Source organism: Cohnella lupini (assembly GCF_003386205.1).
Taxonomy (GTDB): domain Bacteria; phylum Bacillota; class Bacilli; order Paenibacillales; family Paenibacillaceae; genus Cohnella; species Cohnella lupini.
The window spans coordinates 1-24551 of record NZ_QRDY01000022.1; the positions used below are offsets into that span (position 1 = coordinate 1).

The window sequence follows — 24551 nt, forward strand, 5'->3', positions numbered from 1 at the left end:
CACGACCGTTAAGCCCTCCAGCGCCAATGGTACTTGGACCGCAGGGTCCTGGGAGAGTAGGACGTTGCCAGGCCGGAGAAACGAGAAAGCACCCATCGCTGGGTGCTTTTTTTGTACGATCAGAAAGTATAAAATGATTGGGTTCCATTATACTCATCTGATAGATCGTCCAAACGTATACTGCCGTCCCGAAGCCAACGGTGAGAGTTATTCATTTCAAATACGATGTTATTCAATGTATTCTTGAGGCATGTTCAAGTTTTAAGCTGGATAAAGATGTTTTTTATTCCTATTGGTCACGTTTTGGTCTATTCCTTTCCTAAATACGATCAATAGTGATATCTACTTTCATTGCAAAATTGCTCAAATGCACCAATAACGATGATTACCATTCTAATTATCTGACTGTGACGTTAGCGTTTTCTTATTGTTATTTATTCCGAAGTTGCCTATCATGAATAGTGACTAAGGAAAGGGGAATATATCCATGCAAATCGATATGACCAATAAAACGGCCCTCATTACCGGCGCAACGGGTCAACTCGGAAGAGTGATGGCGAGAACGTTAGCAAAATGCGGCGCGAATATCGCCATTCATTATCGCAGCAACGAGGCGCAAGCTCTCCAGCTCCAAGACGAAATTCAATCCTATGGAAGACGCGCTACAATCGTCCATGCGGACATTACGAATCTGGATTCGATTGTATCCATGAAGAATAAGATTGAAGAACAGCTGGGAACGGTAGATATCGTCGTCGCGAATGCCGTCGTGCAGTACAAATGGACGAGCATTTTGGAACAAGCTCCGGAAGACTACGCAAGTCAGTTCGATTCCTGTGTCATGCAAAGCGTATATCTAGCGAAAGCGTTCGCCCCTTCGATGATCGAGCGGAAATGGGGAAGATTCGTCGGAATCAACACGGAATGCGTGATGCAGAACTTCCCGACTCAATCCGCGTACGTTTCCGGTAAGAGAGGAATGGATGGAATCTATCGCATTCTGGCCAAGGAAATCGGGGAACATCAAATCACCGTTAACCAAGTCGCCCCGGGTTGGACGATCAGCGAACGGGATCGCGAGAATAATACCGAGCGTAGCGAATCGTATGAACAATCCGTTCCATTGAAACGCAGGGGTACCGACCAAGAGATCGCGAACGTCGTTGCTTTCTTGGCTTCGGATCTGGCGAGTTTCATAACGGGAGCTTATATACCCGTTAGCGGCGGCAACGTCATGCCATCCATTTAAACTAAACAAACGCAATGCGAGGTTCAGCCGCATTGCGTTTTTTCTATTTGGCATACTTAGTATAGACGATGTCCCGGCCTTATGAAGATGGCATTGATCAACGCAGCGAGCAGTGCCGCAATCGCGATAACGTAGAACAACGCGGACATCGAGCCCCGTAAGAGCAGAGCGCTGACCGGCGGTCCGGCCGCTACCCCTATAAATCTCATGCTGCTATATAGCGAAGTGACCGTCCCCCGCTGCTTCTGGTCGATACCTTCCGTAATGAGCGCGTCGAGACTGGGCAGCGCTGCCCCGATTCCAGCGGACGCGAAAGCGAGCATCAATACGACCCACCATGTTTGATCCCATTCGACAATCCCAAGAAGGAATAAAACGATTGCTGCTAACGTTAACCCGATGAAGCTGGTCCATTTCATCGTTTGTTTGTTTTGACCGATCCATTTTCCGCTCAAGAACGAAACTAAACACAAACAAGCTAGCGGAACGGCGAGAATTAATCCTTTGATTATCGGTTTAATGCCGCGGCTTTCCAAAGTTTCGGACAAGAAAAACAAGCTGCCGAAAATAATGAACATGCAGATGCCGCCGATCGCGAATATCCCATATAACCATTTTCCTTTCATGCGAAGAAGGGCAAGTATGGCTTTAAGAAATTTGGCGGGACTGATCGGCTTCTGTTGCTTTTTCTTGTTCGCAGCGGGTTTGACTAGGAAGAGTACCAGGAAAAAGGAGAGCATGCTGAATATCGGAATCGCGAAAAAAGGAATATACCATGTCCAAATCGCAAGAGCTGCCCCGATGATCGGACTAATAACCTTGCCGAAAGTGTTCGCGGTTTCCACTAAACCAAGCCCGCTGCTGACATCTTCGTCATTCTTGAACAAATCGCCTACCAACGGCAATACGACCGGAAAACAACCCGAGGAGCCCAATCCTTGCACCAGTCTGGCAATTAAAATGTATCTATAGGCATTATCGGGCCACAGCGCCGCCAAGCCTGCGCCGACGCCGGCGATGGAAACGAGGAGCAAAGAAGGCAAGATAACCGCTTTACGACTATAACGATCGGAAAGATACCCGGCGATGGGAATAAACAGGATAGCTACTGCGGCATAAGCGGTAATGATGAGGCTCGCTTGAAGAGCCGAAATGCGAAGCGCTTTCTGCATCGCGGGTAAAACGGGAATAAGCATGGAGTTAGCGAGCGTCATCGTTAATGGGATAGAGGCGATCGAAAGCAAATCCCATTTCTTACGGGCTTCCATAATGGTCCTCCCTGAACTAAACAGACATTTTAACGGTTATAGGAGCGACCATTTCCGGCTTACCGGTCAATGATGATTATTCTAGCCAGTAGTATCGTCCAAGGGCAGTCGGAATAATCGGAATTCGACTGTCCCGAGTACCGCTAAGGTGTGATCACCGGGTACAACTGTCCTTTGTTGGCGAAGGAGGCTTTGCCCGTCTCTTCCGAAACGACCAGTACGATGGCATCGCTAAGCTCGGTCAAACCGACGGCCGCGCGATGACGGGTGCCCGTGATTCGATCGTTATTCTGAGTCGAAGTCAACGGTAAGATGTTCTTAGCGGAGACGATTTGATTCGCTCGGATAAGGACCGCGCCGTCGTGCAGAGGACTCCCGGGATAAAAAATGGACTCCAGCAAGGTGTGGGTAACGGGAGCTCCGACATGAATGCCCGGTTGAAGAAATATATCCAGGGAATCGCTTCTTTCCACCGCGATCAAAGCTCCGTGCCTGCGTTCGGACAAGGTTTGGATCGTTAGGGACAAGTCCATGTATCTTTCGATGTACGGAGATAAATAACAATTCAGGTAAAAGGTCGCGGCGCTCGATTCGATGTGAAGGAAGTTTTTCTTGACCTTCTCAAACTCTCCGAGCGTACATTCGTCCTCATTGTCAATGTTTCCCAGGAGCTCGTGCAGAGTAGCAATCATTTCAAGAATGTCTTCCTTGATGATTTTTTTCATTGGCGAAAAATCGCAATTCGGCGAGGTAATCGTCATAGGTCACGCTCCTTGATCTTTCTCCGGATTAGGATGCAGATAATGGGGCTACTGTATGCGAACGATTAAAAATCGGGAACAGTAACCTTTAGGTAACTAACGCAACTCTTTTTCAGCTCTTATCCTCCGTAGCCATTTACATTACAATTAGAATTGGCGCGATAAAGCAAAAGAAGGAGCGTGAAGAAAGATGGAACGAGCGATATTGGGCAGGACAGGCCTTGAAGTCACTAAGTTAGGCTTTGGAGCGATGGAAATTCGCGGACCTCGGGTATGGAACGGACGGCCTGTTACCGATTCCGAGTCGGAGACGATCTTGAACGCGGTTCTGGATAGCGGCATCAACTTCATAGATACGGCCTATGATTACGGACGGAGCGAGGAGCTCATCGGCCGATTTATCAGTCACAGGAGGAAAGAATATATTCTGGCAACCAAATGCGGATGTACGTTAGTCGATCATGGAGATCACGACGAGACACCGCATGTATGGACTAGGGACAACCTGTTACACAATATCGATACGAGCTTAAGCCGGATGAGAACGGATTATATCGACTTACTGCAGCTCCACGGTCCTACCGTCCAGCAGACGGAAGACGGACGGCTAGTCGACGTACTCAAGGAAATCCAAGCGACCGGCAAAGTCCGTTGGATCGGCATCTCTACCTATTTGCCGCACATAACGACTTATATCGACTCCGAAAATTACGATACGTTCCAAATCCCTTATTCCGCATTGGAGAGGGAGCATGAAGACTTGATTCGGATTGCAGGAGAAAGCGGCGCGGGAATTATCGTTCGCGGCGGCGTCGGCCGAGGAGAACCCGGCGCTGGATTAGGCCAAGCGGATCGATGGGATACATGGGAAAAAGCAGGACTGGACGAGCTTCTAGAGGAAGGGGAAAGCCGCACGGGTTTCTTGCTGAGATACACGCTCACGCATCCTCAATTATCCACGACGATAGTCGGAACGAAAAATCAGGTTCATTTGGCGGAGAATGTCAAATTTGCACAAAAAGGAGCTCTTTCCGATCAAGTGTACGTCGAAGCTAAGCGTCGGTTGGATGCCGTTGGTTGTTCGCCCGTTGTTTAATAACATTAATTAAATAGAAGCCAGGAGGAAATCCAATGAATTATAGAACGTTAGGTAAAACAGGGTTGAAGGTATCGGAAGTAGGTTACGGTGCATGGGGAATCGGTAAATCCGCTTGGGTCGGCGCATCCGATGACGAATCTCTCAAAGCTCTGAACAGATCGATCGAATTAGGCTTGAACTTCATCGATACGGCTATCGGTTACGGGGAAGGGCACAGCGAGAAGCTTGTCGGCCAAGCCGTGAGGGAACATTCGGAGAAAATTTACGTGGCGACTAAGATCCCGCCGAAGAACTATCAATGGCCAGCTCGCGCCGGGGTTCCCGCGGAAGATGCCTTCCCTGCCGAACATGTCATCAAATCTACTGAGCAAAGCTTACAAAATCTAGGTTTGGACACGATTGATGTCCAACAATTCCACGTGTGGTCCGATGAATGGGTCGGCCATGGAGATTGGATGGAAGGCATTAGGAAGTTGAAGGAACATGGCAAGATTAAGCACTTCGGAGTCTCGATTAACGATCATCAGCCGGCGAACGCGATTAAACTGATCGAAACCGGTTTGGTCGACACCGTTCAAGTGATCTACAATATTTTCGAGCAAAGCCCTGAGGACGAATTATTGGCTGCTTGCATAAAACACAACGTTGGAGTCATTGTCCGCGTTGCGCTTGATGAAGGCGGTTTAACGGGAACGATTACTCCGGACACGAAGTTCGAAAGCGGCGACTTCCGCGAAGGTTACTTCCGGGGCGATCGCAAACAAGAAGTGTTCGACAGGGTTAATCGTATTACTTCGGATCTAGGCATCGAACAAGAGCAAATGGCTGAAACGGCGCTTCGTTACGTATTGAGCCATCCTGCGGTATCCACGGTTATTCCGGGAATGCGTACCGTGCGCAACGTAGAGCGGAACATGAAGGTCGGAGACGGTCTCGGCCTTCCGAGCGATCAAGTTCAAAAGCTTAAAGCGCATCGTTGGATTCGTAACTTCTACGGCGGATAATGAACGTTATAGGAAGTGGAGTGGAACATCTTGCCGGACTCGGCGAGGTGTTCCATTTCTTATGACGAGAGGTATTCGGCGTAAGACCATCGAATAGAAAGAGAGAGTAGGAGTGATTTCACGAAGTGAAGGCGTACAGGGGTTAACGGTTGATGGATGATCTGAGGAGATCTAAGGGGGATTAAATAACGAATGGACTCGGAATGGCTGGGACGGATCAGACGGTTATGCTTATCTTTTCCCGATACAAGCGAACGGGATAGTCACGGGGCTCCTACGTTTTTCTTCAAAGACAAGAAGATGTTCGTGCAATATCGCGACAATCATCATGGCGACGGCAGATTAGCGCTGTGGTGCGCTTCTACTTCCGACGTGCGATCCACGCTCATTCAGTCCGAACCCGAGATCTATTTTTTACCGCCGTATGTCGCCCATCTCGGTTGGGTCGGAGTGCGGTTGGATCGCGATGTAAGCTGGGAAGAAATCGAGAGCGTAGTCGGCGACGCTTATTTGAATAAACGAAATCCAAAGCGCAAATAAGCGGATTCGAGTGAAAGGGAGAAGAAATAATCGATGTTCGATCACGACTACAGAGTCTCGTTTCCGGAACGAAGAGTATTTGTTTCAAGGAATCATCAGTGGGCTTTCGCCGCTTGGGCCATGGCACGGAACCGGGATTGGACAATCGCTCCAACGACATTGCTGCATGTCGACGCGCATCTGGACGACACATGGGACGGAGTTGTGGTACCCGGACTGCATGAAATGAAGGAAATCGACGATTATATGAACGTCGCTGCAGGACTTGAGATCGACAACTTCATATGGGCCGGATTCGCGGCGAGAACGATCAATCGGATCGTCTATGTATGTCCCAAGGATAACGATGCTTCCGATCCTTTCGATTTATCCGAGTGGGATCTTAATGGCGAACAGTTGAAACCAATTAAGCAGCTTCTAGAAGAGAGAGATTATACTGGTCTAAGATTCGAGTCGATAGCTGCATTGCGACAGAGTATCCAAGCTGACGCCGATGCTAGAGAGGAAATGTTCCCGCTACCGGGTTCGGTCATTCTGGATCTGGATTTGGACGTCTTCAAAGCGAATTTAATCGATCCCTTGGATCCGTCGCTGAAGCCGGATTGGCAAATCAAGGAGGAGCTTAGCTTCTTACGCGATCTCTATCCCTATGACTTGATCAGCGTTGCCTTATCTCCCTCTTTCTGCGGGGGAGAGGAAAACTGCGCGAGATTATACGGGCTCTTCCTCGAGTGCTTCGGTTTGGATCCATCAATGGCCGAAGCGTGGTAGCCGCCGTTAAGTCGCTATAATTACCGAGGTCCGACGCAGGTTCTCATTCCCGTAGTCGGCTTGTTTGCGTTATAATCAATGAAAGCTTGTTAGGCGAGTTGCTTCAAAAGGGTTGGTGAAAGAAGAATATGAATGAACGCCGATTGTTAAGCGAAGGACTCTCGATCATCTCTTCCTGTCGCGGGAAGACGGGAGACATCTGGCACGCTCATTACGGCGCGGCAGCGATAGCGTGCGCATTCTTGGCGAATGAGAATCGGATGTCCGACGAAGCCGCACGCAGTATGGCGAAGCAAGCTTTATTCATGGTGGAGAAAAATCGATTAACCGAGAATATAGCGGCAATTCCCGCAGTCGATGCAGCCAGTGCGGAGGAGGCTATCGTCGAAGCATTGGAGTCGACGATTGATAGCCTGCATTGGGTCGGGCATAACGCCATTTATGCTGCCTTGAGCCTAAAAGCGATACGGGAACTGAACGGGTGGGGGAAGATTAACGATATTAATGAAATTGGAGGACTTGTACGGTCATTCGCTTCAACCATACCCGGAAGATCCTGGATCGGTTATTCCGCATCCGAGGTGAAGAGGCTGACGATAAGCGAGGATGATCGAATTCCGAGCATACTTACCCCTAAGCAGTTATCGGAATTCATCCTTCGGGAGTTATCCGAAATCGAAGTCATTTACCGCGCCGAGGCCCATCACGATCTAATCGGGCATCTTCTCACATTCTCCCATGCTCTTAACATCTTGTATGACTTGGGGTATGAGTTCTTATTCCTCAGAGGTTTGGTCCCGTTATTGCAACTGGTCAAAGCGTTGAGGAAAAGCCGAGATTGGGCAACGGACGATTCCATCAAGCTTATTTCGCCGGTAGACCGGAAGCCGCTTGTCGAGGCGAAGCCAGGAAAGCTTTCGCCGCTATCGGAGCCATTCTGGCGAATTGATCATAGTCATCACGATTGGGATTACGGACACCATTTCAAGTTTACCTTCAGCTATTATAATCATATCCATCGTGTCCCCGAGTTCAAATCCGAGACGGAAGCGAAGTTCATGAGAATAATCGGCGAGTGCGATAATTAAATGAGAGATTCGGTGTTCGCATTGGAGGTTAACCATGAAAATATTAATATTAGGCGGAACTGTCTTCCTCGGCCATCACCTTGTACACAGCGCCGTGAGAGCAGGGCATGAAGTCACGATATTTTCCAGAGGGATTACGCGCGCTGAATCTGTACCCGATGGAGTCGAGAAACTGATCGGCAATCGTGACGGAAATCTGGATGCCTTGGCCGGTAAGCGATGGGACGCGGTCATCGACACTTCCGGTTACGTGCCAAGAGTCGTAAGATTATCCGCCAAGCTGTTGGCGACGGTAACTGATCATTATACCTTTATCTCGAGCGTATCGGTTTATCGGGATTTCCTTACTCCCGGAATCGACGAAACGGGAACGATCGGAACGTTGTCGGATCCCTCCACGGAAGACGTAGGTTCCGCATACGGACAGCTGAAAGCTTTATGCGAGCAAGCGGTAGAACAGGAAATGCCCGGCCGCGCGTTGGTCATCAGACCGGGATTGATCGTAGGTCCGTTGGATCCCACCGATCGGTTTACCTATTGGCCGTCGCGGATAAGACGCGGATGTCAAGTTCTCGCTCCCGGAACCCCCGACGCATCCGTTCAAATCATCGACGCAAGGGATTTAGCAGACTGGACGATTCGGATGATCGAAAGCAAAGCGACTGGCGTCTATAACGCTGCAGGTCCAACAGGAAAGCTAACGATGGCTTCCTTCTTGGACCAATGCCGGCAAGCCGTCGGCAGCGATTCGGAGCTCGTATGGGTCGACAACGACTTTCTGTTGAAGAATGGAATCGGTCCTTGGATCGAAATGCCGTTGTGGATACCGGGCGTAGGCGAGACCGAACAAGTTCGTCACTTGTTGTCCGTAAATGCGGAGAAAGCGCTGGCAGCGGGTCTTACATTCAGGCCGCTTAAGGACACGATACTCGATACCTTGCAGTGGGATCTCTCAAGAGATATCGCAGATCGCAGGGTGGGAGCCGGCATGGATGCGGCAAAAGAGGAGCGTCTGCTGAATGACTGGCTTCAAAGCCGGGATTAGGAGAATAATATATACGAATGGAGATACCGCAAATGCAATACGCGAATTACGAAATCGTTCACGCCTCCAGAGAGGATTTGGCCTCTATCGTCGACATTTACAATACGACGATCGATAGCCGCATGGTGACGGCCGACTTAGAGCCGGTTACCGTAGAGAGCCGAGAGAAATGGTTCGACGAGCATTCCGAGTTTCGCAGACCGCTATGGGTAATGAAGGAGGAGGGCCATATAATTGCTTGGCTAAGCTTCTCTTCGTTCCATAGCCGCGCGGCATACGATGCGACGGCGGAGATCAGCATCTATATTTCGCCAAGTCACCGCTCCAAGGGAATCGGGAGCGTATTTCTACGGAAGGCGCTCGAAGAATGCCCGCGATTGGACATTCGGAATATCGTAGCGCTCGTATTCGGTCACAACGGGCCTAGCTTGTCTTTGCTTAGGAAATTCGGCTTCGAGCAATGGGGATTGCTTCCCGGAGTGGCGAACCTGGACGGAATCGATAGGGATCTAGTCATGATGGGCAAGAAAATATAACCGCTATTCATACTTCATAGAAAAGGACTGCCCTCCAAGTCTTCGACTTGAAAGGCAGTCCTCGTTATTTTAGAAAACCTTGGTCGTCCAAGATTCGCAATTCCATATTTCCGTCGCCACTTCCCGATAAAATTCAGGTTCATGGCTGATGAGAAGAATGCTCCCTTTATAAGCTTGCAAGGCGCGTTGCAATTCATCCTTGGCATCGACGTCAAGGTGATTGGTCGGCTCATCGAGCACGAGCAGGTTCGTTTCTTTGTTAATTAAGTTGCATAACCGAACCTTGGCTTTCTCGCCTCCGCTTAAGACGGAAACCTTGCTCTCGATATGTTTGGTCGTTAATCCGCACTTTGCAAGCGCCGCGCGAACCTCGAACTGAGTCATCGAAGGGAAGTTCTTCCATACGGCCTCGATGCAGGTTTCGTCCGCTCCGCCCTTAATTTCTTGCTCGAAATATCCGGTAAATAGATTGTCTCCTTGCTTAACCGAACCGGAAAGCGCAGGGATCTCGCCTAGTAAGCTTCTAAGCAAAGTTGTTTTACCGATTCCGTTAGCTCCGACGATGGCGATCTTCTGTCCGCGTTCCATCAACAAATCGATATTGCGGCACAGCGGCTCTTCGTAACCGATGACCAGATTTTTAGCTTCGAAAATAAGACGACCGGATGTCCGGGCTTCCTTAAACCGAAACTCCGGTTTCGGTTTCTCGCGCGCAAGCTCGATGATGTCCATATTATCCAGCTTCTTCTGTCTGGACATCGCCATGTTGCGCGTGGATACGCGAGCTTTGTTGCGAGCCACGAAATCCTTGAGATCGTCGATTTCTTGCTGCTGGCGCTTGAACGCCGATTCCAACTGCTGCTTCTTGGCTTCGTGCAGCAAGAGGAAGTTGTCGTAATCGCCGACATAACGGTTGATCTCTTGATTGCCCATGTGGTAAATCAAGTTGATTACGCTATTCAAGAAGGGGATATCATGGGATACGAGGATGAAGGCATTCTCGTATTCCTGCAGATAACGTTTAAGCCACTCGATATGCTGCTCGTCTAAGTAGTTCGTCGGCTCATCGAGAAGCAGAATGTCGGGTTTCTCGAGCAACAGCTTCGCGAGCAGTACCTTCGTGCGCTGGCCGCCGCTAAGATCATGAACGTCCCGGTCCAATCCGATATCTCCAAGTCCGAGACCGCGGGCGATTTCTTCGACTTTAGCATCGATCAGATAGAAATCGTTCGACGTCAGCGTATCCTGGATCGTTCCGACTTCTTCGAGCAATACTTCCAGTTCTTCCGGCGTCGCCGTTCCCATCTTGTCGTACATTTCATTCATTTCGGTCTCGAGATCCATTAAATACTGGAAAGCGCCGCGGAGTACGTCGCGAATCGTCATTCCCTTATGCAGGACGGAATGCTGATCCAGATACCCGACTCGAACCTTCTTCGACCATTCGACTTTGCCCGCATCCGGCTCCAGGCTTCCCGTAATGATGTTCATGAACGTGGATTTGCCTTCGCCGTTGGCGCCGATCAGTCCTACGTGCTCGCCTTTGAGCAGACGGAAGGAAACGTCGTTGAATATGGCACGGTCGCCGAAACCGTGAGTTAAATTTTTAACCGTTAGTATACTCATGAATAGACACCTTTTTCTCGATAGTTCGGATTATGCACACTAATTTTTATTATAATCTCCATATGGGTGAAAACTCAACGATTTCCGTTCGGATCGGAAGGACGGGTATAATAGAAGAAGCCATCGGCTTCGGGAAGACAAGTTCATTAGGAGGAACGAAAATGTACAAGATGATACTGTTAATTCTAACCGTCGGGCTGTTGTTGACGGGCTGCGGGGGGAACGATGCGGCGGATAACGCTACGCAACCTTCGCAAGAGGAATCCGCGTCCGCGTCTCCAACGAGTTCGACGACGGCAACTCCATCCGCGACGCCGACATCCGAGTCATCGCCTGATGCAGCTAGTCTGCTTGACATCGAGCAACTGGCGAATACGTTCGCTTTTGCGGATAAGGATGGATCGCGTCTGATATCGATCGGGGGTCAGGAGGGCGAGAGTCCGTCTTCCGAAATCATGAAGGAGATGAATACGGCAATCGGAGAATATGGTCAAGTTCTTACGATTCGTTACGTCGAGCATCAATCCCGGACCGACAAGGACAATGGACGACAAGCCGCCAATAATTTCGATAATCTGGAAGGGTCCATCTACGAGGTCGTCTCCGGTGAAGCGGTCGCCGACGCGAGTTACTATTTAATCCAAGATGCAAGCGTCGATCTGAAATCGCTCATTCCTATCGCGCCGCAGAAGCCGCTGACTCCGCCTATGGGTATTTCGAAGGCGATAGCGGAATCGCATGGGAGGGAGGTCGCCAGCAGTTGGTTGATCGCCTCGACCCAAATAGGCCAACAGATCTACTTGGTTCAATTCGAACGGCAAGAAGATCAAATGTTGGCCAGCTTGGCTGTTCTGGAGCAAGGCAATTGGACGTTTATGGATTATCCGGCAACCTATAACGAGAATTCGACTTGGCGAGTAGACGACCAAGGCGTCATCTCGCCGGACATGTTCTCATTCCTGTTCGCCGCCCGCCGAAGGTTTGGTGCTCGGCGTAAAGTGGATGGGGGCGGAGGGAGAGAATCTCACGTTGCTGCAATCCAAGGGTGATCGATTCGATGAAACCGATATTAAAGCTGCTCGCTATCTATCGCCTATTTAACGGAATGATAACCGCGATCGCCGTACGGTTGAAGCTTCTCGATCCATTGTTCCTCTAACTGTCGCAATTCGTCTTTCTGATTGACGAAGGGATTGTCGCTCGGTTTAAGAACTTCCAATACTTCCAAGGCAAAGGCGCCCGCTCCGAATTCGTTCCACTCCGTCTGGAGGAACTTGTTTCTGTGGGTGCCGGAATGCAGCGTTGCGGTCTTTCCGTTAAGAGATCTCAAATTCGGGGTGCTATGCACGTAGACTTTGCCGTTAGCCGTGTTTCTAATCTGGTAGACGCCGGCTTCGATGGGGATTTCCTTATATTGCTGCACCAATTTCGCTCTATCTTCTTTGCTTTTCATTCGAAACCGCTCCTATTCTTTAAGCCAATATTGACTGCCGTCAGGTTTACGATCGAGAAAACCGTATTCGATCATATATCGTCTGATTACGGCGTAATCTTCGTAAGCCGTCTTTAGAATTTCGTTAACTTCTTTCTCCGTATAGATCCGGTCGATCTCGAATCTCTTGACGAGCTCTCTCATCACGATGATTTTGTGCTTTTCCTTCATCGTGAATTTGGTTAGAGGACCGTCCGTTCCATCCGGAAAATACTTCTTTAATGCCTTGTCCGCTTCGTCTTGAGTCACATTGTAACGATCGTCGACCATTCTCGCGGTACGGTGAACGCTAACGATCTCCGGAGCGTGCCGATCCTTATCCTTCAACAGCTCCATCATCGCCAAGAACACCTTGGATTGGCGTTCCTTTTCCTTAAGCACGAAGCGATGGTTCCGAATGGTGGACGCGCTGCCGATGCTTAACTCCTCTTGAATCTCGCTATCGCTTTTTCCTTGATGAAATAGACGGAGCAGGCTGTTCTGGTGATCCGTCAATCCGGTCAGCTTCTTATCCAAGCCGATCAGAAAGTCGAATACCGATTCATGCGATCGGCCAATATGCCGGCGCATGAATTTCTCAGCATCATAGTAAACCCCGTCCTCCGGATAGATAATGCCGATTTCCGTTTTCTTGCCGCATAGCAGACAAACGAATTGTTCGTTTTCTCGTAAATAACCCTGCTTAAGCTCCTCTAAGGAAGAATTCCAGAAAGATTCGGACACGCCCATTACGCAAACACACCTCTACATCGTTTATTATTTTATAGACAATATATAATATTGTTTGTATTTGGTCAACCTTGGAGCAAGTCGGAATAGACCTTAGACTTTCGGGATTGTATAATCATGGAATAGAGGTCGCAAACGAGGAGGAGCATTCGATTGAGTTCATACTGGAGCGAGCTAACGGCATCGCTTGTCCCTTACGTGCCTGGGGAGCAACCGAAAGATCAACGATACATCAAGCTGAACACGAACGAGAATCCGTATCCGCCTTCGCCCAAAGCAATCAAGGCTATTCAAGAGGCGGCCAATGCGGATTTGCGACTTTACCCGGATCCGACGTGCGAAGACTTAAGGGTGGTACTCGCCGACTACTACGGGTTATCCAAGGAGCATATCTTCGTAGGAAACGGATCGGATGAAATATTGGCATTCGCGTTTCCGGCTTTTTTCTCCGCTTCTAAGCCGATTCTGTTTCCGGATATAACCTATACGTTCTATCCCGTGTACGCGAAGCTTTACGGATTGCCATACGAGACGATCGCAACGGACGATAGCTTTAACATCGACCCAGCGATGTATCGGATTCCGAACGGGGGCATCGTCATTCCGAATCCCAATGCCCCGACGGCGCGTTATATGTTGACGGATTATCTACGGGAGATCCTAGACGCTAACCGGGAACAAGTGGTGATCGTAGATGAAGCTTATATCGATTTCGGCGGCGAATCCGTCGTTCCTTTCGTGAAGGATTATCCGAATCTGTTGGTCGTACAGACGTTGTCCAAGTCGAGATCGTTAGCGGGTTTGCGCGTAGGAATGGCGCTCGGACATCCGGATTTGATAGAGGGGTTAAACCGAATCAAGAATTCGTTCAACTCGTATACTCTGGATCGTCTAGCATTGGCGGGAGCTGTCGCGTCGATCGAGGATCGGGTTTATTTCGAAGAGACGAATCGGAAAGTGATCGCGACGAGAGAGCGATCGTGCGAAGCCGTGCGGCAAATCGGATTCGAAGTGATAGAGTCTAAAGCGAACTTCCTGTTCATGACGCACCCGTCTCAATCGGCAAAAGAAATATTCGCCACATTGAAGGACAGGGGGATTCTCGTAAGATATTTCGATAAACCGAGGATTGAACGTTATTTACGTGTAAGCATCGGCACCGATGACGAGATGGACGCGTTCGTCGCGGCGTTGCGGGAAATCGCGAGTTAAGAGAGGGGATGACCGGTATGTCTTACTCTTCGGAGCGTTGGCCGAAATGGGCGGTTGAGGAAGTACGGCTCGCGGAAGCGAATCCAAAATGGCTTACGATCGGGGAAAGCATGATATCGCGTTTGGAAAATCAATTAATGCCTTACGGCATTAGCGGCTTCGAGCACATTGGAAGCACTGCGATACCCGGATTGCCCGCAAAACCCATTATCGACATCATGGCGCAAGCGACTTCGTTCTCCGGATTGCCTCGGATCGTAGAAGCTTTGTCCGCCGAAGAGTGGAAATTCGTACCTCCGGAATTGGATTTAAGAGCTTATCGCAGATTTTTCGTGAAAGTGGACGAAGATCGAAGAGTTGCTCACCTTCATCTATTCTTGTTAGGAGAGCCGCGTTACGAGGAGCAGTTGATATTCCGAGAAGCGTTGCTTGAAAGAAGGGAATGGGCGATGGCTTACGGACAATTTAAGGTCGAGCTAGCCGAACGTTATCGCAACGATCGCGAAGCTTACACGCAAGCCAAGGGAAGTTTTGTCGAAAAAATACTACACGAGAAGAAAGTCAAGGTGACGCGTCAAGTGAGTACGGATGTCAGATTTCCCATCGGTCCCTACCGATTCGAAGGGGCGGTCTCCGAGCAACAACGGACGGATTGGATTTCCGATATCGCCGATCTTCCCGCAAGGCTGAACGTGGCGCTGGAGGGACTTAACGCCGAACAGCTGGATACCCCTTACCGTCCCGACGGATGGACGGTTAGACAGGTTACCCATCATATCGCCGACAGCCATTTGAATAGCTTTATGCGATTTAAACTCGCATTAACGGAAGAACAGCCGGCAATCCGGCCGTATTTCGAAGATCGTTGGGCATTACTGGCGGATACCGCTCAAGCGCCGTTGGAGCTCTCCACGACGCTTATCGCCGCGCTGCACGAGCGCTGGGTGTACCTGCTCCGTTCCATGTCAGACGCTGATTACGCGAGAACCTTCTTTCATCCAGAGTCACTGAAGGTGTCCCGCCTGGATTACGCGCTCGGTAATTATTCATGGCATGGCCGTCATCACGTCGGACACATAACTTCGTTACGCGACAGAATGGGATGGTAGTCGATTTTGATGTTCTATACCGGATTGATGAGAGTAGAGAGCTGATTATCCTGCAGCGGTTTGCCGAATAGATATCCTTGGGCGAAGTCGCAATGGAGCTTCCTCAAATAGGTTAACTGCTCGTATGTTTCCAAGCCTTCCGCTACGATTCCGTACTTCATTTGCTTGATGAATTGTATCATTGAACCTGTTACTTCATGTTCGGTAGCGTTTCCAATATCATGAATGAAGCTTTTATCTATCTTGATAAGATGAAAAGGCAGCTTCCGCAAATAGTTCATCGAAGAGAATCCCCTTCCGAAATCATCCAACGCCAATCGTACGCCAAGGCTTTGCAGGCTCTTTAATTGGCGTTCTGCGATGTCAAGAGTGTCCAGAAGCGAGCTCTCGGTCAATTCCAGTTCTAACCGTTCGGCGTGTAAGCCAGACGCCGTCAACGCGTTCGACACCTGCGTCGGAAACTGCTCGTCAAGAAGCTGAATGCCGGATATATTCACGGAAATCGTCAGTGTGGATGGAGAAGGAGCCAGGCGTTGCAACGTCTCGCAGGCTTGACGTAAAGCCCATTGCCCGATCGGAAGAATTAAACGCGTTTCCTCCGCTACCGGGATAAAGTCGCTAGGCGGAATGCAGCCCAAGTCCGGATGATTCCACCTCATCAAAGCTTCGAATCCTCTAAGCGCACCGGTTTGCAATTCATACTGAGGTTGATATTGCAAAGATAGCTGATTTTCCTTTAACGCAGATCTAAGATATACCTCAATTAAGGTACGATGACGAATTTGTTCCGTCAGCTTCTCATGATATTGAACGGTTTGGTTAACCCCCGTTTCTTGGGCATGCTTCAAAGCCGCGTAAGCGTGGGGCAACATTCTATCAATCGTAATATCTTCCCCGTTATAAGACTTCATTCCGGTGCTGATCGTAATATGGCACAACTGATGCTCGACGAGATAGGGCGAGGACAATAAGGTTTGCATCTCGTTCCAGTATTCCGAGTCGAATTCAGGAAGCTTCCTCTTGGTCGGATCGACCAGGCAGATCAGAAATTGTTCGCCTTCTAACCTGCACGCCGAACCGCCTTCAGGGAGCCAATGCGTTATTCTCTTGCTTATTTGTTTAAGGAGTTCGTTCTTAACGGCCATCGTGTTCAGGGCGCTTATCGTCTTGAATCCATCGATATGAATAAGGGTCAGCACGAAAGGAGTTCTCGTCTTGATCAGCTTCTGTAGGGATGACTTGAATGGCTTGAATTGCGGAAAACCCGTGATATCATCGACGATGAATTCTCTTTGCCTTTTCCATTCCACATTCATGAAGTAATGAAAGAAGATCGATGCAAGCGGGTACATGACAATTAAAATAACGGAATAGTGTTTTATCATGTAACTGCGGTTTACTTCGGGAAGCATCCAGGACCAAGCCAAGCTATTAAGCAATATAAGAATTCCGATAGCTATGGGATTTACGAGTTGGAAAGAATGTCTACGATCGGCATGTCGAGAATATTGGAATAATATACCGATGAGCGCGGCGGAAACAGAAGCGCCAACGCCTGCCGGCATCCCTATACCGCCTAGATACACGCGATAGACGACAACGCACGCCAAAGTCACTATAGCGGATATCGGTCCGCCAATCCATGCCGATAAAGCCGTTATGATATTCTTTATGCTGACGATAGAACCCTCGCCGGCATGAATCGGCATCATCATCGATAAGACTCCCGCAGCTCCGAATAGCAAGCCGATAACCAGCTTCCTCATGGACGGATTCCAATGAATGAGGGAAGGGTATAGACGGTTGCCGATCAATATGAAAACGATTACAACAGTCATGTTTTGAACAAGGCTAACAAGTTTTTCCCACCCCGTCATGGCAATCCCTCCAACTATACTTACTAATCCCTAAGTATGCGCGATAATCGTTTGGAAAGTTACGGGGCAATTGTTAGTGTTCAAGAAGAAGGGAGTAGGCACAAAAAAGACTCCTGTGGGAAGGAGCCTGTTATGTATCCTATGAGATCTAAGCTTTAATAAATTTGTAGCCGACGCCCCAAACGGTTTTGATAAATTGCGGTTCCTTAGGATTTTTCTCCAACTTGCGACGCAGATTCGTCACGTGAACGTCAATCGCGCGGTCATTGATGAACGAGTCGATCCCGCGAACGGCGTTAATCAATTCCTCTCGGCTGAACACGCGATTAGGATATTGATAGAATAGCTTCATAATCTCGTATTCAGAGAAGGTCGTTTCGATATGCTCGCCGTCGAGAACGATCGTCCTGCGTTCGAGATCCAATGATAAGCCTTGCTGTTGCAGAACTCCGACGGTTTGCGATTCCACGGACTGAATAGCAAGAGGTTTCGTGATCGCCGGATTCGACATACGCCGTAACACGGCGTCCATCCGAACCTTCAGCTCTTGCATGCTGAACGGTTTAACAAGGAAATCGTCAGCGCCGGAACTTATCGCTTGTATACGGACCGTGACGGAAGGTTTCATGGAGATGACTATGATCGGAATCGCTGTTAATTGTCGGAAATCCGAGCACAGCTCGATGCCGCTTGCGTCCGGTAACATCAAGTCAAGCAACAGGATGTCCGGATCGAAGGCCGATAAGGCAACCCTACCTTCGCGTGCGGATTCGACGCGCTGCACTTCGAAGTTTTCTTCGGACAAATAGAGGATGAGCATTTCTCCGATGATAGGATCATCTTCAATAACAAGTACTCTCGTCAATGACTTCACACCCTTTAAGAGTTTGTTAAGAATGCTCATACTTTTCTAACATTTACCTTTGTAAATCTATTATATAATGTCGAACGTTGTTCGTCTAACTCCTTTTTTGAAGAATGAGACTGGAGATCGTTCCCATTACGATCTGGATGGATTGGAAGAGATCCTGCTTAAGTATTTCCCAATCTCCTTCGTCCCGAAGCGCATTTTCCATAGCGGTCGCGGTCTCCTGAATGTTCGATGCCCCTAAGTGTCCCGCCGCTCCGCTCAAGGAATGAACCAACCGAATCGCATCTCGTTTATTTCCGCTCTTCAACAATTCCGCCAGCTTGTCCTCCGTGTCCGAATATTGCTTCATGAACTTATCCAGCAGCTGCAGGTAAAGCGCGCTTTTGCCGTCTAAGCGACGCAAAGCTTGTTTTATATGGAGACCTGGCGTCTCCGGCCATGAATCCAGTTGTTCGGTTCTTAGAGGAGCGATAACGCTATCGGAAACGGGCAACCATCTTCTCAAGACGGCGAATAAGTGATCCGGTTCGATTGGCTTGGTCATGATGTCGTTCATTCCGGCCGCATAGCATCGGGCATGCTGTTCTTTCGTAACGTCTGCCGTTAATGCGACGATAGGCAGACGTTCCGCATCGTAAAACTTGCGAATATGTTTCGTAGCTTCGATGCCGTCCATTTCCGGCATGTGCAAATCCATGAGAATCAGATCCGTTCTTAACAGCTCCAAAGCGGTTACGGCGTTAAGTCCGCTCTCCATTTGATCGACTTCGAATCCTTGCTGCTCCAATAGTTGCTTCACGACTAAGCGATTAATGATCTGATCGTCGACGACCATGATTCGCAATGGCTCCTGACCCGTAGAGTCGGATCGACTGCGTATCGGAGCTGGAGGCGTCACGATTACCTCATCCCGTAACTTGGCTTCCTCATAAGAACTCACTACCGCTTGCAGCGCTTGTTGAACATGCAAGGAGGAGAATGGCTTAACCATAACCACGGCTGGCTTGAACTCGTCGGGTAACTGCTGTAGGGCATCCCTGCCAAGCAAAGTCGTGTGGGAAATGACCTTCAATCCGTGAGCGTTTAATTGGGTTTTCCAATCCATCCAAGTTTCTTCGCCGTGCATGTCTCCCGCTTCCATATCCACGATCATGAGATCCCACTTGCTTTCGTGAATCAGCGAGGAGGCTTGAGTCCATGTGGATAGCGTAATGACATCGCAACCGAGAGAATAGAGCAGATCGCGCCAATGTTCGGCTACTTGGACCTGATCTTCCAGTACGATGACATTCAAGCCGGCGAATTGCGGTTTATAGGAAGCCGCATGTTTGTTATCGACCTCAAACGAGAGATCGAATTGAAACTTGCTTCCGACCTGATACTTGCTATCCGCCGTTATTTGGCCACCCATACGCTCGATAAGGGTATGGGAAATAACTAGACCCAGTCCGGTTCCGCCGTATTTGCGGCTTGTTTTCTCGTCAGCCTGAACGAACGGCAGGAACAATTGCTTCCGTTGCTGCTCGGTCATGCCGATGCCCGTATCCTTCACGACAAAGCGGATACGGGCATATCCGTCTCTTACCTGAATCAGATCGATCGAGAGCTGTATTAAGCCCCTATTCGTGAATTTTATCGCATTGCTTCCCAGATTCAACAAAACTTGCTCCAATCGGGTCGGATCCCCGATGATCCAATCGGGCAATTCCCGATCAACGCTTATGATGAAGTCGACGGGTTTAGGACCCAGAAGAACGGAGAATATGCCGCTTAGCCTTTGAACGGAATCCTCGATACGAAACGGAACGCGTTCCAGCGAGAGTTTATCGGCTTCTAGCTTGGAAAAATCCAGAATGTCGTTCAAGATTCTGAGCAAATTCTGCGAGGAGTCCGACACCTGGCGTAGATAATCGGCTTGAATCTCGGTTAATTCCGAACGTTGAAGCAGGTAGGTTAATCCGATAATGCCGTTCAACGGAGTTCGTATCTCGTGACTCATCCGCGCGAGGAACGAGCTTTTGGCTTCATTGGCATCGTCGGCTTCGTCTTTGGCCTTGACAAGCTGACGCTGAGTTTCTTTCAAATCCGAAATATCCCTTACGATTGTAGAGAAATAAGTGCTCCGGTCATCGTCGGTCAGGTGGGCGACTACGGTAATCGATGCCGTCTGCATTCGTCCCGCGGCACCCATGATCTCGATCTCGCTTTGCCAATAACCTTTCTTCTGGGCTTCCGTTAACCCATCGGCGAACCTGACGGTTGTGGGAATCGGCATATATTGACTGAGAAGGTTGTTTTGTTCGGTCAGGGAGTCTATTCCAAGGAAGGCATGTCCCGCTTGATTGAGATAGAAAATATGTCCCCGCATATCGAAGGAAGCAATCGTATCGTGCGCGCTTTCTATAATTTCGAGAAGCCTCGTATTCGTCGCGACGGCTTGCTTGATCTCGCTGATGTCCCTAGCGATAAGGACATATCCTTTCGTCGTGCCGTCCGGATGCCGCATGACGCTTGGATTTAAGGTAACGAGCATGCGCGTACCCTTACGATCGATCCAAATCCATTCCCAATCGGGTAAGAATCCCTTGTGGGAGAGAACGAACAACGCGGATTCATCCGGTGGGACGTGGCGTTTCAGCTTTTCCGAATAATAGTTGGATCTCTCGACGATTTGATCGTGATCATGCCAGAGCAGCAACGATTTTCTGCCCATGACCTCGCGCTCGGTATAGCCTAACATCTCTTCCGCGCGCTTATTATAGGAAGTAATCACGAATTGGGAATCCGTAACGATCATAGCGTATTGATTGTGACGGATAAAGGCCTGAAAAGGCTCGAACAAATCCTGCAAATTGTCGATCATTCCGTTTACCGAGCTTGCAAGGATGCCTATCTCGTCCCGGCTTTGTATGCGCAACGGCGGCGGGTAGAAATTACCGGCGGCCACGTACTTAGTCACCTCGACGACTTGCTTAAGCCGGTTAAGAACGGAGCGTTGCATGATGAAATACAGAAAGGCTCCTAATACGATCTCCGTCAAAGCGATCAATCCCATATTCATCCACATCGAATGACGAAGAGGGGCGACGAATTCCGATTTCGAGACGACGAATACGGCAAACCAGTCCGTACCAGGTACTCTCACGTAAAATGTTTTCAGAACGCGGCCGAATATTTCCTCTTCGCGATATCCTTCAAGCCTAGTCTTCAGTCTCTCGCCCATATCGCTTAAATTCGGTTCGTCTCTCATGTAGTTTCGTTTTAAGATCAATGAAGCATCCGGATGATACAACAGGTTAGCTTCCGCGTCGATCAGAATAATGGAGCTTTCCTTATAATCCGACATATTCGACTTTAACTGTAATTGTTCGCTCAGCAGCTTAGTAGAATCGAACGCCAGCCCGACCACTCCTGAAATATCGTTCGTAGCATCGTACAACGGAATCATGAGCCATATTACGGGGAATCCGTTCTGATCCAGTTGGATATCCGTGTAAGAAGTGTTTCCTTTCATCGCGCGTTCAAAAGCGGGATTCCCATCGAACGGAAGGAGGGTCCCGTTCAGCAGTCTCATGTCGGAACCTTTCTCGGCGATCCCGATATGTTTCGTTGGCAAATTGGCTAGGGGAACTTCCTCCCTCAGGAAGGCCAGTCGTTGATCCGTCGATTGCAAACGATCGGGAATAGAATGAATAATTAATTCGGATTCTTTCATTCGCAACTCGAGCATCGTATTGAGATTAGAGACTGTGCTTTTCAGATTGGTAATGCTCTGACTGATTAACTGTTTGTTCATTTGTTTGTTCAAGGTTTCGTAATTGATCAAGTTCATGGCTATAAACGACGTAATATTAATGAAGACGAGCGCGGCGACGATCTTGAAGCGAAGGGACTTGAACATATTCAAACGTACCTCCGAGCTAGATTGGAATGGTATCTATTAGCAAAATTCATAGAAAACAAATAAAAATAGGTTAAATCTACTAATACTTTGTCTCTATCATAACGAATGAAGAGATTTATCGACAGACCTAACTTCAAAACGGTTCGGAAAGGAAAAACGTGTCGAATGTTAACGAATACGTTGGATTGGCAAGTGATGGACAATAAGGATTCCGCGACAGCGCGTTTACAGGAAATATTCGGCGAGCGATACGGGTTTACCTTGAAGGAGAGGGAAGTTTTCCGTCTAATGATGTTATTCGGGTTGGGCGATGAAGATATCCGGGGAATCATGCAGATTTCGTATGAAGAGTTGGACAATTTATTCGCGTGCATGACAGGAAAGACGAGAACGAATTCGGGCCGGGAGCTGCAGGCGTTATTTTTACGCTATATCCTGCAGAAGCTTCCGGCGTAATACGCTCGGAAGCTTCTGAACTTTCTATACGATTAATCACATTAATGAGCAGGCATGCTAGGTAAAATAACCGTGAAAACGGCGCCGAATTCCGGATCGTTGCCGGCGGACACTTCTCCTCCATGCATTTCGACGATTTTCTTGACGATCGATAATCCTAGCCCGCTTCCGGCTACGGTTCGATCCCGGGATTTATCTTCCTTGTAGAAGCGATCGAACAAATAAGGGAGAGCTTCCTCGGAAACGCCGTTCCCACTATCGACGATATCGAAGCGAATTCGATTATTTTCCAACTGGACTAGTCGGATGCTGATCATGCCGCTCTCGGGCGTGAACTTAATCCCGTTGTGGAGCAGGTTAACCCATACTTGGCTTAACATATCCTCATCGGCGCAGATCGTAAGCTCCGGCAATTCAATTTCCATATCGATATTCTTCTCCCGCCAAAGGGGCTCGCAAGAGAGGACGATATGGCGAATTTGCCGGTCCAACCGGTACGTCTTCGGTTCGAACGGATGATGCTGGGACTCCAGGGAGGTTAGCTTCAGCAGGTTGTCGCTCATTCTGGATAGCCGCTTGCTTTCCGTTTCGATGATGTCCAGGTAATGCCTGCGCGTCTCGGGCGATAGCTCTTCGTTGCGCAAAGCTCTTGCGAACCCGGCTATGGAAGTAAGCGGCGACTGGATCTCGTGCGAGACGTTGGAGATGAATTCCTGACGCATTTGCTCCATTTGCCCGAGTTCGGACGCCATTTCGTTGAAGCCCGCAACTAGCGGACCGAATTGACCCATGAATCTGGGATTCACTTCGAGGTTTACGTTGAAATCCCCCTTGGCCAAACGCTTCATCGCATCGATGAAATGGAAGAACCAATCCATCTGGCGTCTAAGGGGCGCGAAGAACAGACGAATGAGGTTCATGAGTACAAAGATGATCGTAAAAGCCATGACGACGGTTAAGTATTGCCGCAGCAAGCCATCTCCGTATTCCGGAAACCAATTTCGGTAAATGACACCCATGAGCAGATAAGAAAGTATCCAACTGACGGCGATTCCGATATGGACGAATGCAATGCCGAAGAAGATCCATTTCTTCGGTGGGCGCATTCGTTTGCTCAGTTCTCTTCTATTATGCCGTTCTTCTTCGCTGGCACGGTAGATACCGAATTTTAGACCTCGTTTTCCGCGTTTGCGCGGATCTCCCGCGATTCCTTCTTCCCGCATTATCCGCACACCTCCAGCCGATACCCGAGACCGCGAATCGTCGTAATGCGAAATCCGAACTGTCCATCGGGAAATCTCTCCCGAAGTCTCTTAATATGAACATCGACCGTCCGTTCGTCTCCTTCGTAATCATAGCCCCAGATTTGTTCGATCAACTGCTCTCGCGAGAACGTCTTGCCTGGATAACTGGCAAGCTTGAAGAGAAGCTCGAATTCCTTGAGGGGAAGAGTCAGCAATTGATCATCGGCTTGCAAGGAATAGGTTTGCCGATTCAACTGGACGTTACCTACTGCTACGTTCTGCGATATCGAGATGCGATAGCGCTTAAGCAAAGCCTTCACCCGGGCGACCAGCTCGACCGGCTCGAATGGCTTAACCATGTAATCGTCCGTGCCAAGCTGAAAGCCTTTCAGCTTCTGAGCCGTCTCGCCTTTGGCGGTAAGCATGAGTAGAGGCATTTCGTAATGCTCCCGCAGTTCCTGGCATAGTTCCCAACCGTCCATGTGCGGCATCATAATATCGAGTATGACCAAGTCCGCGGCGGTCGTCTCCAGCAGTCGAAGCGCATCGACTCCGTTGCTGGCTTCCAATACTTCGAAGCCCTCCTGAAGGAGGAACACTTTCACGAGCTCGCGAATGTGCGGATCGTCGTCTACGACAAGTATTTTGGTCATTTGGGGTTTCTCCTTAT

General features: G+C 49.2%; 22 protein-coding genes and 1 pseudogene. 13 read left to right on the forward strand and 10 right to left on the reverse strand.

Annotated elements, in window-relative coordinates:
• Positions 1-487: 487 nt before the first annotated feature.
• Positions 488-1249 carry an SDR family NAD(P)-dependent oxidoreductase gene (locus DFP95_RS23885; RefSeq protein WP_115995213.1) on the forward strand — a complete coding sequence of 254 codons (762 nt, stop codon included), beginning with the start codon at positions 488-490 and terminating at the stop codon, positions 1247-1249.
• Positions 1250-1305: 56 nt separating this feature from the next.
• On the opposite strand, the gene DFP95_RS23890 is transcribed toward DFP95_RS23885, so the two are convergent.
• Both DFP95_RS23890 and cdaS read right to left on the reverse strand, forming a co-directional pair.
• Positions 1306-2517 carry an MFS transporter gene (locus DFP95_RS23890; RefSeq protein WP_115995214.1) on the reverse strand — a complete coding sequence of 404 codons (1212 nt, stop codon included), beginning with the start codon at positions 2515-2517 and terminating at the stop codon, positions 1306-1308.
• 143 nt (positions 2518-2660) lie between these two features.
• Positions 2661-3272, reverse strand: coding sequence for a sporulation-specific diadenylate cyclase CdaS (cdaS, locus tag DFP95_RS23895; protein WP_181907591.1), 612 nt, complete (start codon positions 3270-3272; stop codon positions 2661-2663).
• Between the two features lie 196 nt (positions 3273-3468).
• Between cdaS and DFP95_RS23900 the strand changes: the two genes are divergently transcribed.
• The 7 genes from DFP95_RS23900 to DFP95_RS23930 all read left to right on the forward strand — a co-directional run bounded on the left by DFP95_RS23900 (position 3469) and on the right by DFP95_RS23930 (position 9361).
• On the forward strand, positions 3469-4374 hold the full coding sequence (locus tag DFP95_RS23900; protein WP_115995216.1) for an aldo/keto reductase: 906 nt from the start codon (positions 3469-3471) through the stop codon (positions 4372-4374).
• A gap of 35 nt (positions 4375-4409) precedes the next feature.
• Positions 4410-5381: an aldo/keto reductase gene (locus DFP95_RS23905; RefSeq protein WP_115995217.1), complete on the forward strand. Its 972-nt coding sequence runs from the start codon at positions 4410-4412 to the stop codon at positions 5379-5381.
• Positions 5382-5573: 192 nt separating this feature from the next.
• Positions 5574-5921 (forward strand): MmcQ/YjbR family DNA-binding protein, encoded by a 348-nt coding sequence (locus DFP95_RS23910; protein ID WP_115995218.1) that lies wholly within the window; start codon positions 5574-5576, stop codon positions 5919-5921.
• A gap of 33 nt (positions 5922-5954) precedes the next feature.
• Positions 5955-6692, forward strand: a complete 738-nt coding sequence (locus tag DFP95_RS23915; protein ID WP_115995219.1) for a peptide arginase family protein — start codon at positions 5955-5957, stop codon at positions 6690-6692.
• Positions 6693-6820: 128 nt separating this feature from the next.
• Positions 6821-7780: a hypothetical protein gene (locus tag DFP95_RS23920; RefSeq protein ID WP_115995220.1), complete on the forward strand. Its 960-nt coding sequence runs from the start codon at positions 6821-6823 to the stop codon at positions 7778-7780.
• Between the two features lie 34 nt (positions 7781-7814).
• Positions 7815-8825, forward strand: a complete 1011-nt coding sequence (locus tag DFP95_RS23925) for an NAD-dependent epimerase/dehydratase family protein (RefSeq protein WP_115995221.1) — start codon at positions 7815-7817, stop codon at positions 8823-8825.
• Positions 8826-8842: 17 nt separating this feature from the next.
• Positions 8843-9361 (forward strand): GNAT family N-acetyltransferase, encoded by a 519-nt coding sequence (locus tag DFP95_RS23930; protein ID WP_245987925.1) that lies wholly within the window; start codon positions 8843-8845, stop codon positions 9359-9361.
• 69 nt (positions 9362-9430) lie between these two features.
• On the opposite strand, the gene DFP95_RS23935 is transcribed toward DFP95_RS23930, so the two are convergent.
• Positions 9431-10987: an ABC-F family ATP-binding cassette domain-containing protein gene (locus DFP95_RS23935; protein WP_115995222.1), complete on the reverse strand. Its 1557-nt coding sequence runs from the start codon at positions 10985-10987 to the stop codon at positions 9431-9433.
• 161 nt (positions 10988-11148) lie between these two features.
• Here DFP95_RS23935 and DFP95_RS23940 point away from each other — a divergent pair, with 161 nt between their 5' ends.
• Positions 11149-12036, forward strand: coding sequence for a hypothetical protein (locus tag DFP95_RS23940; RefSeq protein ID WP_115995223.1), 888 nt, complete (start codon positions 11149-11151; stop codon positions 12034-12036).
• A 44-nt stretch (positions 12037-12080) separates the two neighbouring features.
• On the opposite strand, the gene DFP95_RS23945 is transcribed toward DFP95_RS23940, so the two are convergent.
• Both DFP95_RS23945 and DFP95_RS23950 read right to left on the reverse strand, forming a co-directional pair.
• Positions 12081-12440 carry a GIY-YIG nuclease family protein gene (locus DFP95_RS23945; protein WP_115995224.1) on the reverse strand — a complete coding sequence of 120 codons (360 nt, stop codon included), beginning with the start codon at positions 12438-12440 and terminating at the stop codon, positions 12081-12083.
• A gap of 12 nt (positions 12441-12452) precedes the next feature.
• Positions 12453-13208 carry a DUF2087 domain-containing protein gene (locus DFP95_RS23950; protein ID WP_115995225.1) on the reverse strand — a complete coding sequence of 252 codons (756 nt, stop codon included), beginning with the start codon at positions 13206-13208 and terminating at the stop codon, positions 12453-12455.
• A gap of 153 nt (positions 13209-13361) precedes the next feature.
• On the opposite strand from DFP95_RS23950, the gene hisC reads away from it, so the two are divergent.
• From hisC to DFP95_RS23965, 3 genes and pseudogenes are all read left to right on the forward strand, one after another.
• Complete coding sequence (hisC, locus tag DFP95_RS23955) at positions 13362-14420, forward strand: histidinol-phosphate transaminase (RefSeq protein ID WP_115995226.1); 1059 nt, start codon at positions 13362-13364, stop codon at positions 14418-14420.
• A 17-nt stretch (positions 14421-14437) separates the two neighbouring features.
• A pseudogene (locus DFP95_RS29525) lies at positions 14438-14959 on the forward strand (GrpB family protein); the annotation flags it as partial.
• 39 nt (positions 14960-14998) lie between these two features.
• The gene (locus tag DFP95_RS23965; RefSeq protein WP_115995270.1) at positions 14999-15529 is read left to right on the forward strand and encodes a YfiT family bacillithiol transferase; all 531 of its coding nucleotides are present in this window, start codon (positions 14999-15001) and stop codon (positions 15527-15529) included.
• Between the two features lie 14 nt (positions 15530-15543).
• Here DFP95_RS23965 and DFP95_RS23970 read toward each other — a convergent pair whose 3' ends face one another.
• From DFP95_RS23970 to DFP95_RS23980, 3 genes are all read right to left on the reverse strand, one after another.
• A complete protein-coding gene (locus tag DFP95_RS23970) occupies positions 15544-17406 on the reverse strand; it encodes an EAL domain-containing protein (protein WP_115995227.1) in 1863 nt (620 codons plus the stop codon).
• 148 nt (positions 17407-17554) lie between these two features.
• Positions 17555-18271 carry a response regulator transcription factor gene (locus DFP95_RS23975; RefSeq protein WP_115995228.1) on the reverse strand — a complete coding sequence of 239 codons (717 nt, stop codon included), beginning with the start codon at positions 18269-18271 and terminating at the stop codon, positions 17555-17557.
• Positions 18272-18365: 94 nt separating this feature from the next.
• Positions 18366-22178 carry a response regulator gene (locus DFP95_RS23980; RefSeq protein WP_115995229.1) on the reverse strand — a complete coding sequence of 1271 codons (3813 nt, stop codon included), beginning with the start codon at positions 22176-22178 and terminating at the stop codon, positions 18366-18368.
• 168 nt (positions 22179-22346) lie between these two features.
• Between DFP95_RS23980 and DFP95_RS23985 the strand changes: the two genes are divergently transcribed.
• A complete protein-coding gene (locus DFP95_RS23985) occupies positions 22347-22637 on the forward strand; it encodes a hypothetical protein (protein WP_115995230.1) in 291 nt (96 codons plus the stop codon).
• Between the two features lie 41 nt (positions 22638-22678).
• Here the strand turns inward: DFP95_RS23985 and DFP95_RS23990 are convergent, their stop codons facing one another.
• Entirely contained in the window at positions 22679-23860 is a 1182-nt protein-coding gene (locus DFP95_RS23990) for a sensor histidine kinase (protein ID WP_245987927.1), read from the reverse strand.
• Positions 23860-24534 (reverse strand): response regulator transcription factor, encoded by a 675-nt coding sequence (locus DFP95_RS23995; protein ID WP_115995231.1) that lies wholly within the window; start codon positions 24532-24534, stop codon positions 23860-23862. The genes DFP95_RS23990 and DFP95_RS23995 overlap by 1 nt, the downstream gene beginning before the upstream one ends.
• Positions 24535-24551: the final 17 nt, after the last annotated feature.

Excerpts from the sequence above, each read along its gene's own strand:
- DFP95_RS23885 (WP_115995213.1), top strand. The coding sequence starts at position 488 with ATGCAAATCGATATGACCAATAAAACGGCCCTCATTACCGGCGCAACG.
- DFP95_RS23915 (WP_115995219.1), top strand. The coding sequence starts at position 5,955 with ATGTTCGATCACGACTACAGAGTCTCGTTTCCGGAACGAAGAGTATTT.
- DFP95_RS23905 (WP_115995217.1), top strand. The coding sequence starts at position 4,410 with ATGAATTATAGAACGTTAGGTAAAACAGGGTTGAAGGTATCGGAAGTA.
- DFP95_RS23935 (WP_115995222.1), bottom strand. The coding sequence starts at position 10,987 with ATGAGTATACTAACGGTTAAAAATTTAACTCACGGTTTCGGCGACCGT.
- DFP95_RS23950 (WP_115995225.1), bottom strand. The coding sequence starts at position 13,208 with ATGGGCGTGTCCGAATCTTTCTGGAATTCTTCCTTAGAGGAGCTTAAG.
- DFP95_RS23970 (WP_115995227.1), bottom strand. The coding sequence starts at position 17,406 with ATGACGGGGTGGGAAAAACTTGTTAGCCTTGTTCAAAACATGACTGTT.
- DFP95_RS23925 (WP_115995221.1), top strand. The coding sequence starts at position 7,815 with ATGAAAATATTAATATTAGGCGGAACTGTCTTCCTCGGCCATCACCTT.
- DFP95_RS23900 (WP_115995216.1), top strand. The coding sequence starts at position 3,469 with ATGGAACGAGCGATATTGGGCAGGACAGGCCTTGAAGTCACTAAGTTA.
- DFP95_RS23940 (WP_115995223.1), top strand. The coding sequence starts at position 11,149 with ATGTACAAGATGATACTGTTAATTCTAACCGTCGGGCTGTTGTTGACG.
- DFP95_RS23930 (WP_245987925.1), top strand. The coding sequence starts at position 8,843 with ATGGAGATACCGCAAATGCAATACGCGAATTACGAAATCGTTCACGCC.
- DFP95_RS23920 (WP_115995220.1), top strand. The coding sequence starts at position 6,821 with ATGAATGAACGCCGATTGTTAAGCGAAGGACTCTCGATCATCTCTTCC.
- DFP95_RS23910 (WP_115995218.1), top strand. The coding sequence starts at position 5,574 with ATGGACTCGGAATGGCTGGGACGGATCAGACGGTTATGCTTATCTTTT.
- DFP95_RS23980 (WP_115995229.1), bottom strand. The coding sequence starts at position 22,178 with ATGTTCAAGTCCCTTCGCTTCAAGATCGTCGCCGCGCTCGTCTTCATT.
- DFP95_RS23995 (WP_115995231.1), bottom strand. The coding sequence starts at position 24,534 with ATGACCAAAATACTTGTCGTAGACGACGATCCGCACATTCGCGAGCTC.
- DFP95_RS23890 (WP_115995214.1), bottom strand. The coding sequence starts at position 2,517 with ATGGAAGCCCGTAAGAAATGGGATTTGCTTTCGATCGCCTCTATCCCA.
- DFP95_RS23990 (WP_245987927.1), bottom strand. The coding sequence starts at position 23,860 with ATGCGGGAAGAAGGAATCGCGGGAGATCCGCGCAAACGCGGAAAACGA.
- DFP95_RS23985 (WP_115995230.1), top strand. The coding sequence starts at position 22,347 with ATGTTAACGAATACGTTGGATTGGCAAGTGATGGACAATAAGGATTCC.
- DFP95_RS23945 (WP_115995224.1), bottom strand. The coding sequence starts at position 12,440 with ATGAAAAGCAAAGAAGATAGAGCGAAATTGGTGCAGCAATATAAGGAA.